At 66.2% G+C, this 14,547-nt stretch carries 14 protein-coding genes; 8 read left to right on the top strand and 6 right to left on the bottom strand.

Annotation, left to right across the window (positions count from 1 at the left end):
* Positions 1-99 precede the first annotated feature (99 nt).
* Positions 100-474 carry a DUF1244 domain-containing protein gene (locus NF699_11855; GenBank protein USU03768.1) on the bottom strand — a complete coding sequence of 125 codons (375 nt, stop codon included), beginning with the start codon at positions 472-474 and terminating at the stop codon, positions 100-102.
* 75 nt (positions 475-549) lie between these two features.
* On the opposite strand from NF699_11855, the gene pyk reads away from it, so the two are divergent.
* A complete protein-coding gene (gene pyk / locus NF699_11860) occupies positions 550-2,004 on the top strand; it encodes a pyruvate kinase (GenBank protein USU03769.1) in 1,455 nt (484 codons plus the stop codon).
* Between the two features lie 92 nt (positions 2,005-2,096).
* Here pyk and NF699_11865 read toward each other — a convergent pair whose 3' ends face one another.
* Both NF699_11865 and ykgO read right to left on the bottom strand, forming a co-directional pair.
* A complete protein-coding gene (locus NF699_11865) occupies positions 2,097-2,744 on the bottom strand; it encodes an HAD family phosphatase (GenBank protein USU03770.1) in 648 nt (215 codons plus the stop codon).
* Positions 2,745-2,750: 6 nt separating this feature from the next.
* Complete coding sequence (gene ykgO / locus NF699_11870) at positions 2,751-2,876, bottom strand: type B 50S ribosomal protein L36 (GenBank protein ID USU03771.1); 126 nt, start codon at positions 2,874-2,876, stop codon at positions 2,751-2,753.
* A gap of 139 nt (positions 2,877-3,015) precedes the next feature.
* On the opposite strand from ykgO, the gene NF699_11875 reads away from it, so the two are divergent.
* The 6 genes from NF699_11875 to NF699_11900 are packed head-to-tail and all read left to right on the top strand — an operon-like array spanning position 3,016 to position 7,484.
* Positions 3,016-3,618, top strand: a complete 603-nt coding sequence (locus NF699_11875) for a DUF4136 domain-containing protein (protein ID USU03772.1) — start codon at positions 3,016-3,018, stop codon at positions 3,616-3,618.
* Between the two features lie 12 nt (positions 3,619-3,630).
* Positions 3,631-4,740 (top strand): M14-type cytosolic carboxypeptidase, encoded by a 1,110-nt coding sequence (locus tag NF699_11880; GenBank protein ID USU03773.1) that lies wholly within the window; start codon positions 3,631-3,633, stop codon positions 4,738-4,740.
* On the top strand, positions 4,740-5,201 hold the full coding sequence (locus tag NF699_11885; GenBank protein ID USU03774.1) for a GNAT family N-acetyltransferase: 462 nt from the start codon (positions 4,740-4,742) through the stop codon (positions 5,199-5,201). Before NF699_11880 ends, NF699_11885 begins: the two co-directional genes overlap by 1 nt.
* Complete coding sequence (gpmA, locus tag NF699_11890) at positions 5,201-5,887, top strand: 2,3-diphosphoglycerate-dependent phosphoglycerate mutase (GenBank protein USU03775.1); 687 nt, start codon at positions 5,201-5,203, stop codon at positions 5,885-5,887. Before NF699_11885 ends, gpmA begins: the two co-directional genes overlap by 1 nt.
* A 59-nt stretch (positions 5,888-5,946) precedes the next feature.
* Positions 5,947-6,429, top strand: a complete 483-nt coding sequence (gene purE, locus NF699_11895) for a 5-(carboxyamino)imidazole ribonucleotide mutase (GenBank protein ID USU03776.1) — start codon at positions 5,947-5,949, stop codon at positions 6,427-6,429.
* Complete coding sequence (locus tag NF699_11900; protein USU07069.1) at positions 6,429-7,484, top strand: 5-(carboxyamino)imidazole ribonucleotide synthase; 1,056 nt, start codon at positions 6,429-6,431, stop codon at positions 7,482-7,484. The genes purE and NF699_11900 overlap by 1 nt, the downstream gene beginning before the upstream one ends.
* Before the next feature lie 23 nt (positions 7,485-7,507).
* On the opposite strand, the gene NF699_11905 is transcribed toward NF699_11900, so the two are convergent.
* From NF699_11905 to NF699_11915, 3 genes are all read right to left on the bottom strand, one after another.
* Positions 7,508-8,329 (bottom strand): hypothetical protein, encoded by an 822-nt coding sequence (locus tag NF699_11905; GenBank protein USU03777.1) that lies wholly within the window; start codon positions 8,327-8,329, stop codon positions 7,508-7,510.
* Positions 8,330-8,582: 253 nt separating this feature from the next.
* Complete coding sequence (locus NF699_11910; GenBank protein ID USU03778.1) at positions 8,583-8,882, bottom strand: hypothetical protein; 300 nt, start codon at positions 8,880-8,882, stop codon at positions 8,583-8,585.
* Positions 8,883-8,893: 11 nt separating this feature from the next.
* Positions 8,894-11,737 (bottom strand): insulinase family protein, encoded by a 2,844-nt coding sequence (locus NF699_11915; protein USU03779.1) that lies wholly within the window; start codon positions 11,735-11,737, stop codon positions 8,894-8,896.
* A 181-nt stretch (positions 11,738-11,918) separates the two neighbouring features.
* Between NF699_11915 and clpB the strand changes: the two genes are divergently transcribed.
* A complete protein-coding gene (gene clpB, locus NF699_11920; protein ID USU03780.1) occupies positions 11,919-14,498 on the top strand; it encodes an ATP-dependent chaperone ClpB in 2,580 nt (859 codons plus the stop codon).
* The last annotated feature ends 49 nt before the right edge of the window (positions 14,499-14,547 follow it).

Below are 14,547 nucleotides of genomic sequence, written 5' to 3' on the forward strand. Positions count from 1 at the left end.
CACCCCGCCGCGAGCGTCCCGCGGCCCTCATATGATTCGCTGAAAGGATACCGGTCGCGACCGGTAGGGGCGGGCGTCTAGGCGTTTACCCTGTTCGGCTCAACCCCGGCCGGGTTCGGTCATCGCCGGCGGATCGCTGGCCGGGAAGCTTTCGTCCAGCGCTTCGTCGAGCGCGTCATCCTGCGCGTTCAGCTTGAGGCTCTCGTCCATGCGGGCGAGTTGCTCCGGGGTCGCCTCGGTCTGATAGCGCGCCTTCCATTCCGATTGCGGCATGCCGTATATCGTCTCGCGCGCATCGGCCTTGGGCATATCTCCCGCCTCCTCGATCCAGTCGGACAGGCAGTTGCGGCAGAATCCGGACAGGCCCATCAGGTCGACGTTCTGCGCATCGGTACGGTGGCGCAGGTGGCGGACGAGGCGGCGAAAGGCCTGTGCGGCCACCGCATCGGGCAGGGCGTCGAGTTTGTCGGTCATACGAGTCTTTCCGAAGGTTGATCGCGACTAGATAGGGTCTAGAGGGGGGCGCGGCCATTCCCCAGGAGCCTTTCTATGACCACAGCCATTGCGCCCCGTTCGCGGAAAGTGCGCGTGCTCGCGACCCTTGGTCCGGCGAGCAACACACCCGAGATGATCGCCACGCTGTTCCAGGCGGGCGCGGACGCGTTCCGCATCAACATGAGCCATGGCGACCAGCAGTCCAAGGTTGCGGTGATCCAGGCGATCCGCGGGCTCGAGAAGGAGTTCCAGCGGCCGACGACGATCCTCGCCGATCTGCAGGGCCCCAAGCTGCGCGTCGGCAAGTTCGAGGGCGGCAGGACCATGCTCGAAAGCGGCAGCACCTTCGTTCTCGACCGCGACAAGACCCCGGGTGACGCCACCCGCGTCGAGCTGCCGCACAAGGAGATTTTCGCCGCGATCGAACCGGGCGCACGCCTGTTGCTCGACGACGGCAAGCTTGTGCTGCGCGTCACCGATCACGGTCCCGACCGGATCGAGACGCAGGTCGAGGTCGGCGGCGCGCTGTCGAACAACAAGGGGCTGAACGTTCCCGACGTGGTGCTGCCGATGGCCGCGCTGACCGAGAAGGATCGCAGCGACCTCGCCTTCGCGGTCGAACAGGGTGTCGACTGGATCGCGCTGTCGTTCGTACAGCGGCCCGAGGATCTGGCCGAGGCGCGCAAGCTGATCGGCGGCAAGGCGGCGTTGCTCGCCAAGATCGAGAAGCCGGCCGCGATCGATCGCCTCGAGGAGATCGTCGAGATGTGCGACGGCGTGATGGTCGCACGCGGCGACCTGGGCGTCGAGCTGCCGCCGCAGACGGTACCGCCGCTCCAGAAGCGCATCGTCGAAACCTCGCGCCGGCTGGGACGACCGGTCGTGGTCGCGACGCAGATGCTCGAATCGATGATCCAGAGCCCGTCGCCGACCCGCGCCGAAGTGTCCGACGTCGCTACCGCGATCTACGACGGCGCCGATGCGATCATGCTCTCTGCCGAAAGCGCGGCGGGTGCATGGCCGGTCGAATCGGTGGCGATGATGAATTCGATCGGCATCTCGGTCGAAGGCGATCCGATGCATGGCGATCGCGTCCATTTCACCGTGATGCGGCCCGATCCGACGACCGCCGACGCGCTGGCGGAAGCCGCCAAGCAGATCGCCAAGACGACGTCGGCGACGGCGATCATCTGCTTCACCACGTCGGGCTCCACAGCGCGCCGCATCGCTCGCGAGCGGCCATCGGTGCCGATCCTGGTGCTGACGCCGAGCAAGGACACCGCGCGCCGCCTCGGCCTGTTGTGGGGAACGCATGCCGTCCACACCCGCGACGTCGAATCGTTCGAGGACATGGTCGGCAAGGCCAAGCGCATGGCGTTGCGCACCGGCATCGCCAAGGCGGGCGACCGCGTGATCGTGATGGCGGGCGTCCCCTTCCGCACGCCGGGATCGACCAACGTGTTGCACGTGGTGCGGATCATTGGCGATGAGTTGAAGGACTACGTCTAAGCTGGAAAGGGTGCCCCGGAGCCACGGCTGTGACGTCGCTCCGGGTTCCTGCGTGCGCAGGAATGCTGCGCTGTTATGTGAGCAGGCCGATCTTACCTGAGCAGGCCCAGTGCGCGCATGTCGCTGCGCAGGGTCGGTTCGTCGGTGAAGTGCAGCGCGATCAGGCCGACGCTCAGCGCGCCTTCGATATTTGCCGCATTGTCGTCGATAAAGACGGTGCTTTCCGCGCGCAGTCCGAACCGGTCCAGCGCGAGGCGATAGATCGCGGGATCGGGCTTCACCATCTTCTCGACGCCCGACACGACCACGTCGCGAAAGCGGTCGAACATCGCGGCTTCGCGCGCGCGGAACGGTGGCCAGAATTCGTGGCTGAAATTGGTGATCGCGTAGAGCGGCACATTCGCCGCTTCCAGTTCGTCGACCAGGGCGCGCATGCCCGCGATCGGATCGCCGATGCTTTCCAGAAAACGCGGACCCCACACGGCGATCAGTTCGGCATGCTGCGGGTATAGCGCGGCAAGCTCCGCCGAGGTGTCGGCGAAGTCGCGTCCGGCATCATGCTGGAAATGCCATTCGTGCGTGACGACGTCGCGCAGGAATGCATTGAGCGCCCGATCGTCGTCGATCAGGCGCCCGTAAAGGATACGCGGATCCCAGTCGTACAGGACCCGGCCGACGTCGAAGATGACCGCCGTTGGAACAACGGCCGCCGGGATGACGTCGGCCGCAGGCGTCGCCAAAATGGCTTAGCCCTGACGCGCCTTGAAGCGACGGTTGGTCTTGTTGATGACATAGGTGCGGCCGCGACGACGGATCACGCGGTTGTCGCGATGACGGTCCTTGAGCGACTTCAGGCTATTGCGGATCTTCATGATCGATTCGCTTCTTTTTAGAAATTGACGGTGTCGGTGAAAGCGCGAGCGCCTAAGGGCCGGGGTCGCAATAGTCAAGCAACGCAGGGCGCGTTAGAGCGTTTCAGCAGCGCAACGTATCGCAAAGGTAGCTCCCGTCATGACCATCCGTTCCCTTCTGGCCATCGGCATCGGTGCCGCGACGCTTGCCGGTTGTGCGACCACCGCGCCGCTGCCGCCGACGGAGGTCATCCGTTATCACCTCGGCGAGCCGATCGCGCGCGGCACCGTGGCGGTCGAGCCGCTGTCGGGCGGCGCGCCGGCCAGTCTGGAGTTCAAGACCTATGCCGCCGCGGTTCAGGGCGAATTGCTGAAGGCCGGCTATAGCGTCCCGGCGCAGGGCGTGACGCCCGATTTCATCGCCACCGTCGGCTTCACGCGCACCAGCCAGGAGGGACCGCCACGCCGATCGCCGATCAGCATCGGCATCGGTGGCGGCGGCTTCAGCGGCGGCCGGAGTGGTGGCGGCGTCGGACTGGGCGGTGGCGTCGGCTTTCCGATCGGCGGCGGCGGGTCAACGCAGTTGCTGGTCGCGGAGCTGTCGGTGACGATCAAGCGGCGGGCCGACCAGTCGCCGGTATGGGAAGGCCGCGCGCAGGGCGTCAGCGACATCAAGGGTGCCGACGAGCAGGCGGGCAAGCTCGCGCGGGCGCTGTTCACCGGCTTCCCCGGTCAGTCCGGCCGTACCATCACCGTCAAATAATCGGGCGTTTTCATGACCATCAGCATCAACGCCGCCTTCGACGGCGGCAATATCCGTGTCGTCGGCATCGATGGCGATCGCGTCGATCTGGAGATCGTGCAGGATCACGCCTCGGACTTCTTCCAGTGGTTCTACTTTCGCGTGGCCGGGGCGCACGGGCGGCGGCTGACCTTCCGCATCATTAATGCCGGCACGTCCGCCTACCCCTTCGGCTGGCCGGGATACAAGACACGCGCCAGCGGCGATCGGCGGGCGTGGCGGATGATCGACACGACCTACGACGACGGCGTGCTATCCTTCGATTACACGGTCGAGGGCGAGTTGACATGGTTCGCCTATTTCGCGCCCTACACGATGGAGATGCACGACGATCTGGTCGCCCGGATCGCCGCAAAGCCGGGGGTTACGCATCGCGAACTGGGCGTGTCGCTCGACGGGCAGGCCATCGACTATTTCCGGATCGGCAATGGTCCCAGGCCGGTGTGGCTGTACGCGCGTCAGCATCCCGGCGAATCGATGGCCGAATGGTGGATGGAGGGCGCGCTGGAATGGTTGACCAGCGACGCCGCGGCACCGCTGCTGGCCAAGGCGACGGTGCATGTCGTTCCGAACATGAACCCGGACGGCACGCGGCGGGGGCATCTGCGCACCAATGCGGCAGGCGTGAACCTCAATCGCGAATGGCATGCACCTTCGGCAGAGCGCAGCCCCGAGGTGTTGTGCGTGCGCAATGCGATGGACGAGACCGGCGTTGCCTTCGCGATCGACGTGCATGGCGACGAGGCGATCCCGGCGAACTTCATCGCGGGCTACGAGGGTATTCCCAACTGGACCGACGATCACGGCGCGAAATTCTATGCGTTCGGCGATCGGCTGGCGGCACACACGCCCGATTTTCAGGTCGGCAAAGGCTATGAGAAGTCGAGCGCCGGCAATGCGAACCTGTCGATGTCGACCAATCAGCTGGCGCAGCGGTTCGGCGCGGTGTCGGTGACGCTGGAGATGCCGTTCAAGGATCACGACCCCAATCCCGACGCGGAATTCGGCTGGTCGGGCGAACGCAGCAAGCGACTCGGCGTGTCGTGCCTCGAGGTGCTGGCGACGATGATCGACGAGATCTGATGCATATCCGCCGCGACGATCCGGCAGCGCCCTACGTCGCGGCTTTGCTGGCGCATCACCTGACCGAATTGCGCGGGAATATGGCGGAGTTCGCCTTCGCCCTCGACGCGACCGGGCTGGCGGCGCCGGAGGTGACGTTCTGGACGGCATGGCGCGGCGAAACGCTGGTCGGTTTCGTCGCGCTGAAACAGCTCGATTCTGATCACGGCGAGCTGAAGTCGATGCGGGCCGCCCCCGAGGCGCGCGGCACAGGCGTCGGCCGCGCGCTGCTCGCCCATGTCGTCGAGGAGGCGCAGGCGCGCGGCTACGGCCGGTTGAGTCTGGAAACCGGCACGGCCGATCTGCACGCGTCCGCCGTCGCGCTATACCGCAGTGCCGGCTTCATCGACACGAATGCCTTCGCGGACTATCGCCCCAGTCCGCACAACCAGTTCCTCACCCTTTCTCTTCGGGAGTCCTGATGCCTCGCCTCGTCCTGATCCGCCACGGCCAGTCCAGCTGGAACCTCGAAAACCGCTTCACCGGCTGGTGGGACGTCGACGTCACCGAAAAGGGTGCGGCGGAGGCCCGCGCGGCGGGCGAGCTGATGGCGGCGAAGGGCCTCGATTTCGACATGACGTTCACGTCGTTGCAGACGCGCGCGATCAAGACGCTCAATCTGGCGCTGGAAGCGATGGGCCGGCTGTGGCTGCCGACCGAAAAGGACTGGCGCCTGAATGAGCGGCATTACGGCGGCCTGACCGGGCTCGACAAGGCGGAGACCGCGGCGAAGCATGGCGACGAACAGGTACATATCTGGCGCCGCAGCTTCGACATTCCGCCGCCGGTACTGGAGGCGGGCAGCGAATATGATCTGTCGCAGGATCGCCGCTATGCCGGCATCGCCATTCCGTCGACAGAGAGCCTGAAGGACACGATCGACCGCGTCCTGCCCTATTACGAGGAGCGGATCGCACCGCTGCTGCGCGAAGGGCAGCGGGTGCTGATCTCGGCGCACGGCAATTCGTTGCGTGCATTGGTGAAGCACCTGTCGAACATTCCCGACGATGAAATCACCGGACTGGAGATTCCGACCGGTCAGCCGATCGTCTACGAACTGGACGGTTCGCTTGTGGCGACGGATCGCTATTATCTGAGCGAACGCTGAGCTTCACCCACCGGGCAACTCAAGTTGCCCTCCCCTTCCTCCCCCGCTAGGTGCGCGCGATGGAATATCCGCTGGTCGGCATCATCATGGGCTCGACGTCCGACTGGGAGACGATGCAGGGCGCGGCGGACGTGCTGGCCGAACTTGGCGTGCCGCATGAGACCAGGGTCGTCTCGGCGCATCGTACCCCCGACCGGCTATACGATTATACGAAGACCGCGGCGGATCGTGGGCTGAAAGTGGTGATCGCAGGTGCCGGCGGCGCGGCGCACCTGCCGGGCATGGCGGCGGCGATGACGCATTTGCCGGTGCTGGGCGTGCCGGTGCAGAGCAAGGCGTTGAAGGGGCAGGATTCGCTGCTGTCGATCGTGCAGATGCCCGCGGGCATTCCGGTCGGCTGCCTCGCGATCGGCAAGGCCGGCGCGATCAATGCCGGACTGCTCGCTGCGGCGATTCTCGCCACCAGCGACGAAGCGCTCTCGCAGCGGCTGCAGGCGTGGCGGCAGAAGCAGACCGACGCGGTCGCCACCGAACCGGCATGATGCTGAAGCCCGGCAGCACGATCGGCATTCTCGGCGGCGGACAATTGGGCCGTATGCTCGGGGTGGCGGCGGCGCAGCTCGGCTATCGCACGCACGTGCTCGCGCCCGACCGCGAGAGCGTCGCGGCGCAGACCGCATCCAGCATGACGCGGGCGGATTATCACAACCGCATCGTCCTCGCCGATTTCGCCGCGTCGTGCGACGTCGTCACCTACGAATTCGAGAATATCGCGCTGGCGCCGGTCGAATGGCTGGCGGAACGCGTGCCGGTCCACCCCCACCCGCGCGCGCTGGCGGCGGCGCAGGAGCGGATCGCCGAAAAGCGCTTCGTCGAGCACGTCGGTGGCCGCCCGGCGCGCTGGGCCGCGGTCGACAGCCGCGAATCGCTGGAGGTGGCGCTGGCCCATGTCGGCACGCCCGCGGTGCTGAAGACCGCACGCTTCGGTTATGACGGCAAGGGACAGGTGCGGTTGCACACACCTGCCGATGCGGATGCGGCGTGGGAGGCGATCGGCGGTCCGGCGGTGCTGGAGGCGTTCGTCACATTCAGCCACGAATTCTCGATCCTGATCGCGCGCGCACAGGATGGCGCGACGGTGCGCTACGACCCGCCGCATAACGTCCACGTCGACGCGATCCTGCGCACCTCGACCGTGCCCGCTCCGCGCGACATCCTGGGTCAGGCGGAAGAGGCGACCGCCCTCGCCTGTCGCATCGCCGCCGAGCTGGACTACGTGGGCGTGCTGGCATGCGAATTCTTTGCGACCGCCGACGGCCCCGTGTTCAACGAGATGGCGCCGCGCGTGCACAATTCGGGGCATTGGACGATCGAGGGCGCGGAAACCTCGCAATTCGAAAACCACATCCGCGCGATCTGCGGCCTCCCGCTCGGCAGCACCGCGCTGACCGGGCGAACCGTCGCGCTCGAAAACCTGATCGGCGAGGATTCCTGGCAGCCGGCGCTGCGCGAGCCGGGCGCGCATCTGCATCTTTACGGCAAGGGCACGGCGCGCCCCGGACGCAAGATGGGACACATCACCCGCATCGTGCGGTAGCACGCATGTCGCGCACCGTTTACTCAGGGCGCGGGAACGAGCGAATCGGTTCCTTTGATCGCGACTGCCCAGCGATATACCGCATCAGCAACGTACATGCGAAATTGCGCCGGATCGAAATAGACCTTTTTCGCACGACCGACACAGACGAGCCCACCGCCGACGATCGATGCTTCCAGGTTGCCGATCAGGTCGGCGCGTTGGGTTCGCACCAGACGCAACGATCGTTCGGGCTGCATCCGGACCAGACATACGGCGATCTCGAAATACCGGCGGTCGACCGGTAAGCGATAACGCGCGAGCGGGATCTCGCGTGCATCGAACCGCCGTTGCACGACCGGATCAGCCGTTTGCGCCCTAGTCATAGTCAGTCCCGGCGCGAAAATCTGGAGGGCGCGAAGGTACATTGCGCCGCGATCATAATAACTTGGATCGTAATGCTTGCCGTCGATCGCGGCGAGGCCGTGCAGCCGCGCGAGTTGCGGGTCCTGCGCGCAGGTCGAACGCAGGCCGACGAAACGACCTTGCCAGAAGCGCTGCCCGGCGCCGTTGATGGGGCCATCCAGTGCCCGGCGCAGCGCGTCGCGCGCCGCGGGCTTCGCGTTGAGTTCCGGCGTGACCGCGCATCGTGCAAACCGCTCCGACATCGCGAAGATGCCGTTGCTGGCATTGGCGCTGTAACCGGTCCGATTGGTGCCCATGGTCCGATGCGTCACCGGTGCCTCGGGATCGTTGAGATCGAGATCCCGCAACCCATTCACCACGATATCGTCGGTGGGCGGTGTCGGCGTTCCGGATACGGCGCCCGGGGTTGTCGGCACCTGTGCACCAGCCGCTGCGGTCACGCCCAGCGTTACAACGCCTGCCGCCCTTACGATGTACCTAAGCGTCATACATCCCGATACCACTGCCTCGTCATGTAGCATGACAGGTCGAGGCCCGCGCGTCGAACATGACCCTGCGACGCGCATCGGGCATCCTCCATTCCGATGCCAGCGATCGATCGGCCGCGAAGCGGCGCCCCGGAAACCGTCACGGCCCGCCTCCTCGTCAGGAGACGGGCCGCGCATGCGCTACGATCGGCGGTTGCCGATCGGATCAACCCGTGCGCTTGCCCGACAGCGGGAAGCTGCCGAACGCGCCGGCGCCGACCGTGCCGGTCAGCGTGTCGCCCTCCGCCGTCGCTTCGCAATCGAGCGTCATCGGCATCGGCACGGTCATCTGCTGCTTCCAGGTGATCGTGTTGCCCGAGACTTCCCCGGTCACGTCGCTCGAGCCCATCGCACCCGATGCGGTGCCGGTGAAGGTCGACCCGTCGCTGTTCACGGTCAGGGTCAGGTTCTGGTCGCCCAGCGGCGATTTAACGGTGCAGTCCCAGCTGCCATCGACATCGGCCATTGCCACTCTCCTTACTTCGCTGCGGTCACGGCACCGGCAGAACCGCCGGCCACCGCACTTGCCGGCACGACCTCGACCGGCAGGCCAAGGGTGTCAAGCTGCGGCTTCACCTTGGCCGCGTCACCGACGACGACCCAGGTTATCCGCTTGGCATCCAACGCACTCTGGATCGCGGAGTTCAGCTGCGGCAGCGTGTAGCCACGATAGCGCGCGGTCAGCGTTGTCTGGTAATCGTCGGGGCGCTTGTACAGGTCGTTGCTCTGCATCGCCGCGAGTACCGCGTCCGACGTTTCGTACGTGCCGGGCAGCGCGTTGATGGCGCCGTTGATCGCACGCTTGAACTCGACCTCGGTCATCGGCTCCTTGCCGAGGAACGCTACGACATCCTCCCGTGCCGATGCGAGCGAGGGGCCGGTCTTGTCCGCCTGCACCGGCGCGGACAGGATGAACGGCGCGGCATATTCCGCGGTCTGGAAGCGGCCATTGGCGCCATAGGACCAATGCTTGTTCTCGCGCAGGTCCATATTCAGCCGGCCGAGGAAGCTGCCGCCCAGCGCGTCGTTGGCGGTAGCGACCGGCAGCAGGTCCTGCGTGCCCTTGAGGGTGGTCGGGATCACACCGACGATCACCGACTGCGGGCTGTCGGGCCGATCGATCAGCTTGATCGCGGGCACGGCCGGACGCTGGGCGACGGCGAAGTTCTTGGTGCCGGCCGTGCCGGTCGCCGTCCAGTCGCCGAGCGCCGCGTTCAGCGCCGCGGTCACCTCGGCGAGGGGGCGATCGCTGGTGACGAACAGCTTTGCCTTGTCCGGCCGCAGCCAGGCCTGCCGATAGGCGATCAGGTCGGCGCGGGTCAGCGCCGCCACTGCCCGCGGGTCGCCGCCACCCTGCGCTTTGGCATAGGGGAAGTCGGGGCCGTAGGTGACCTGCGGCACGACACGGCCGATCAGGCCCATCGGATTGGTCAATTCCTGCTGGATGCCAGCAAGCGTCTGCGTCTTGACGCGGGCCAGCTCCGCTTCGTCGAACGCGGGATTGCGGGCGATGTCCGCGAACAGCGTCAGGGCCGGCATCAGATTGGCGCTTGGGACCTGCATCGACATCGTCGTACGATCGAGACTGCTGCCTGTGCCGATCTCCGCGCCCAGCCTTTCCTTCGCCTCGGCCAGCTGGATCGAGTTCAGGCTGGTCGTCCCTTCATCGAGCATCGCCAGCGTCAGCCCCTGCGTGCCGAGCTTGCCCGCGACGTCGGCGGCGGTACCGGCATCGAAGCTCAAGACCGCCTGCGTCACCGGCACCGCGGTGCGTTGCGCGTAGACGACCTCGATCCCGTTGTTCAGCCGGGTACGCTGCACCGCCGGGAAGGTCAGCCCGGTGAGCGCACCGACGGCCGGCAGCGGCCCGCGCGTGCCCTTCACCGGCGTCTCGGGCGCAGCCTTTACCGCGACCGGTGGTGGCACGGTCGCCTCCGCATAGGCTTCGCGCGCACCCTGTTCGACGGTCAGCGCGTAGGCCGGACGACCGAGCCACTTGTCGGCGGCGGCCTTGACCGTGGCGGGTGTCTGCGCAGCGAGGCGGGCGAGACGGGTCTTGTAGAAGCCGGGATCGTTGTAGAACAACGCACCTTGCGCCAGCGCGACCGCCTTGCCGCCGAAACCGCCGACCGATTCCAACCCGCCGATCGTGCCGGCGACGCGTGTGGTCACTACGCGGCTGACCTCGTCCTGCGTCGGGCCGTTCTTCAGGAAGTCCGCGAGGATCGCGTCGATACGCGCCTCGACCAGTTTGGGGTCGATGCCCGGCTTGACGATCGCGCGGATGCCGAAGTTGCTGACCTCGGCTCCGCCACCGGCATAGGCCGACACGTTGACCGCCAGCTTCTCCTGCTTGACGAGGATGTTGTCGAGCCGGCTGGAGGCAAGGCCGCCGAGCACCGTCGCCGCTACGTCGAGTGCCGCGGCATCGGGCGCGTTGCCGCCGGGGATCGCCCAGTTGCGCGACACCATCACCGCGGCGACGCGATCCTTGATCGTCTCCGCCTTGGGCGCGGCGAGCGTGGGCACCGGCGCGGGGCGCTTGACGCTCTTCGGGCCCGCCTTGATCGCGCCGAAATACTTTTCGACCAGCGGCCGTGCGGTGGCGACATCGACGTCGCCGGCGAGCACCAGCACCGCGTTGTTCGGGCCGTAATTGGCAGTGAACCAGTTCTTCACGGTCTGCAGCGACGCCGCATCCAGATCGGCCATCGACCCGATCGTGTCATGACCATAAGGGTGATCGGCGGGGAACAGCCCCTCGGTCACCTTGTAGCGAACCAGGCCATAGGGCTGGTTGTCGCCCTGCCGCTTCTCGTTCTGGACGACGCCGCGCTGCTCGTCGAGCTTCGCCTGCGTGATCGCGCCGAGCAGATAGCCCATGCGGTCGCTTTCCAGGAACAGCGCCCGGTCGAGCGCCCCGGTCGGCACCGTCTCGAAATAGTTGGTGCGGTCGAGGTTGGTAGTGCCGTTGAAGTCAGTCGCGCCGACCTGCTTCAGAGGTTCGAAGAAGTCGTCGGGCGCATTCTCCGACCCGTTGAACATCAGATGTTCGAACAGATGCGCGAAGCCGGTCGACCCCTTCGGCTCGTGCTTCGCGCCGACGTCGTACCACACGCTGACCGCCACGACGGGCGCCTTGCGGTCGGTATGGACGATGACGCGCAGGCCGTTCTTCAGCGTGAACTGCTGGTAAGGGATGTCCACCGACTTGACGAGCGCCGACACCGGCGCGGCTTTGATGGCGGCCGCGGTCTGGGCGTGCAGCGGCGCGACGAGCGCGATCGATGCGACGCCGGCAAGCGCGAGAAGCTTCGTCATGGTGCAGGATCCCCGGTATGTCTTGAACGACTGTGCTGGTGGAGCATAACGGTGACGGTACCGCTGGCAAGCGACCGATACGGATTTGTTTTCGGCGATTTCGACGATCCGCCACACTTGTGTTGCACAATGGCAACACTACATTCGGGCAATACTGAGATGAGGTTGGAGCAGGGCTGATATGAACCTCGAGAAATTCACCGATCGCGCGAAGGGTTTCCTCCAGTCGGCGCAGACCGTCGCGATCCGCATGAACCATCAGCGGATCACGCCGGACCATATCCTCAAGGCGCTGCTGGAGGACGATCAGGGCATGGCGGCCGGGCTGATCCAGGCTGCCGGTGGCGACGCGAAGCGCGCCGTCGCGGAGGTCGACACCGCACTCGGCAAGATTCCGGCGGTGTCCGGTTCGGGAGCACAGACGACGCCGGGGCTCGACAACGACACCGTGCGGGTCCTCGATTCTGCCGAACAGGTCGCACAGAAGGCTGGCGACAGCTACGTCACCGTCGAACGGCTGCTGCTGGCGCTCGCGCTTGCGCAGACGACGAATGCAGGCCGGGCGCTGCAGGCTGCGGGTGCGACGGCGGAGGGCCTGAACGGCGCGATCAACGCGCTGCGCGGCGGCCGGACCGCGGACACCGCATCGGCGGAGGACCGCTACGATGCGCTGAAAAAGTTCGCCCGCGACCTGACGCAGGCGGCGCGCGACGGCAAGCTCGACCCGGTGATCGGCCGCGACGAGGAGATTCGCCGCACGATCCAGATTCTCGCGCGCCGCACCAAGAACAACCCCGCCCTCATCGGTGAACCCGGCGTCGGCAAGACCGCGATCGCCGAGGGACTCGCCCTGCGCATAGCCAATGGCGACGTACCCGACACGCTGAAGGGCCGGACGTTGATGTCGCTCGACATGGGCGCGCTGATCGCCGGTGCGAAATATCGCGGCGAGTTCGAGGAGCGGCTGAAGGGCGTGCTGGACGAGGTGAAGGCCGCAGAGGGCGACATCGTCCTGTTCATCGACGAGATGCACCAGCTGATCGGCGCCGGTAAGTCCGAGGGCGCAATGGACGCGGGCAATCTGCTGAAGCCGGCGCTGGCACGCGGCGAACTGCATTGCGTCGGTGCGACCACGCTCGACGAATATCGCAAGTACGTCGAGAAGGACCCGGCGTTGCAGCGCCGCTTCCAGCCGGTGTTCGTCGGCGAACCGACGGTCGAGGATACGATCAGTATCCTGCGCGGGCTGAAGGAGAAATACGAGCTTCACCACGGCGTGCGGATCACCGACGGTGCGCTGGTGTCGGCGGCGACGCTGTCGAACCGTTACATCACCGACCGGTTCCTGCCCGACAAGGCGATCGATCTGATGGACGAGGCCGCGAGCCGCATCCGCATGGAGGTGGAGAGCAAGCCCGAAGAGATAGAGACGCTCGATCGCCGCATCCTCCGCCTGAAGATCGAGCGCGAGGGATTGCGACGCGAAACCGACGAGGCGTCGCGCGACCGGTTCGAAACGCTGGAGGAGGAACTCGCGAACTTCGAGCAGCAATCGGCCGAGCTGACGCAGCGTTGGCAGGCGGAGAAGGACAAGATCGCCGGCGAGGCGAAGCTGAAGGAACAGCTCGACGCCGCGCGGCTTGAACTGGAACAGGCCCAGCGCGCCGGTGATCTGGCGAAGGCGGGCGAGCTCTCCTACGGTCGTATTCCCGCGCTCGAGAAGCAGCTGGCCGAGGCACAGAACGTCACCAAGGGCGCAATGCTGCGCGAAGAGGTCACCGCCGACGACATCGCCGGTGTCGTCAGCCGCTGGACGGGTATCCCCGTCGAGCGGATGCTGGCCGGCGAACGCGACAAGCTGCTGCGCATGGAAGAGGTGATCGGCAAGCGCGTGATCGGCCAGGCCGATGCGGTACGCGCCGTCTCGACCGCGGTGCGCCGTGCAAGGGCGGGGTTACAGGACCCTAACCGCCCGCTGGGGAGCTTCCTGTTTCTCGGCCCGACGGGAGTCGGCAAGACCGAACTGACCAAGGCGCTGGCCGAGTTCCTGTTCGACGACCCCAACGCGATGGTCCGTATCGACATGAGCGAGTTCATGGAAAAGCATGCGGTGTCGCGGCTGATCGGCGCACCTCCCGGCTATGTCGGCTATGAAGAGGGCGGCGTGCTGACCGAAGCGGTACGACGGCGGCCGTATCAGGTGGTGCTGTTTGACGAGGTCGAAAAGGCACACGGCGACGTGTTCAACGTGCTGTTGCAGGTGCTCGACGACGGGCGGCTGACCGATGGTCAGGGCCGCACGGTGGATTTCAGCAATACGCTGATCATCCTCACTTCCAACCTCGGCTCGCAATATCTTGCCAGCCTCGAGGAGGGACAGGACGTCGAGACGGTCGAGCCGCAGGTGATGGAGATCGTCCGGGCGCACTTCCGTCCGGAATTCCTCAACCGGCTGGACGAGGTGATCCTGTTCCACCGCTTGGGGCAGACGCACATGGCGCCGATCGTCGACATCCAGGTGGCGCGCGTCGGCAGGTTGCTCGCCGATCGCAAGGTGACGCTGGACCTGACCGATGCGGCGCGGGCATGGCTGGGCCGCGTCGGCTACGACCCGGTCTACGGCGCCCGGCCGCTGAAGCGCGCGGTCCAGCGCTATCTGCAGGATCCGCTGGCCGACCTGATCCTGCGCGGCGACGTGAAGGATGGCGCAGTCGTACGGGTGGACGAGGGGGACGGGAAACTGGCGCTTCAGGTGGAATGAGGCCGGCGTTTCACATCGATCGCGAACAACAAAAAAGGAGCGGCCTTGC

The sequence above is a fragment of the Sphingomonadaceae bacterium OTU29LAMAA1 genome (genome assembly GCA_024072375.1).
Classification (GTDB): domain Bacteria; phylum Pseudomonadota; class Alphaproteobacteria; order Sphingomonadales; family Sphingomonadaceae; genus Sphingomonas.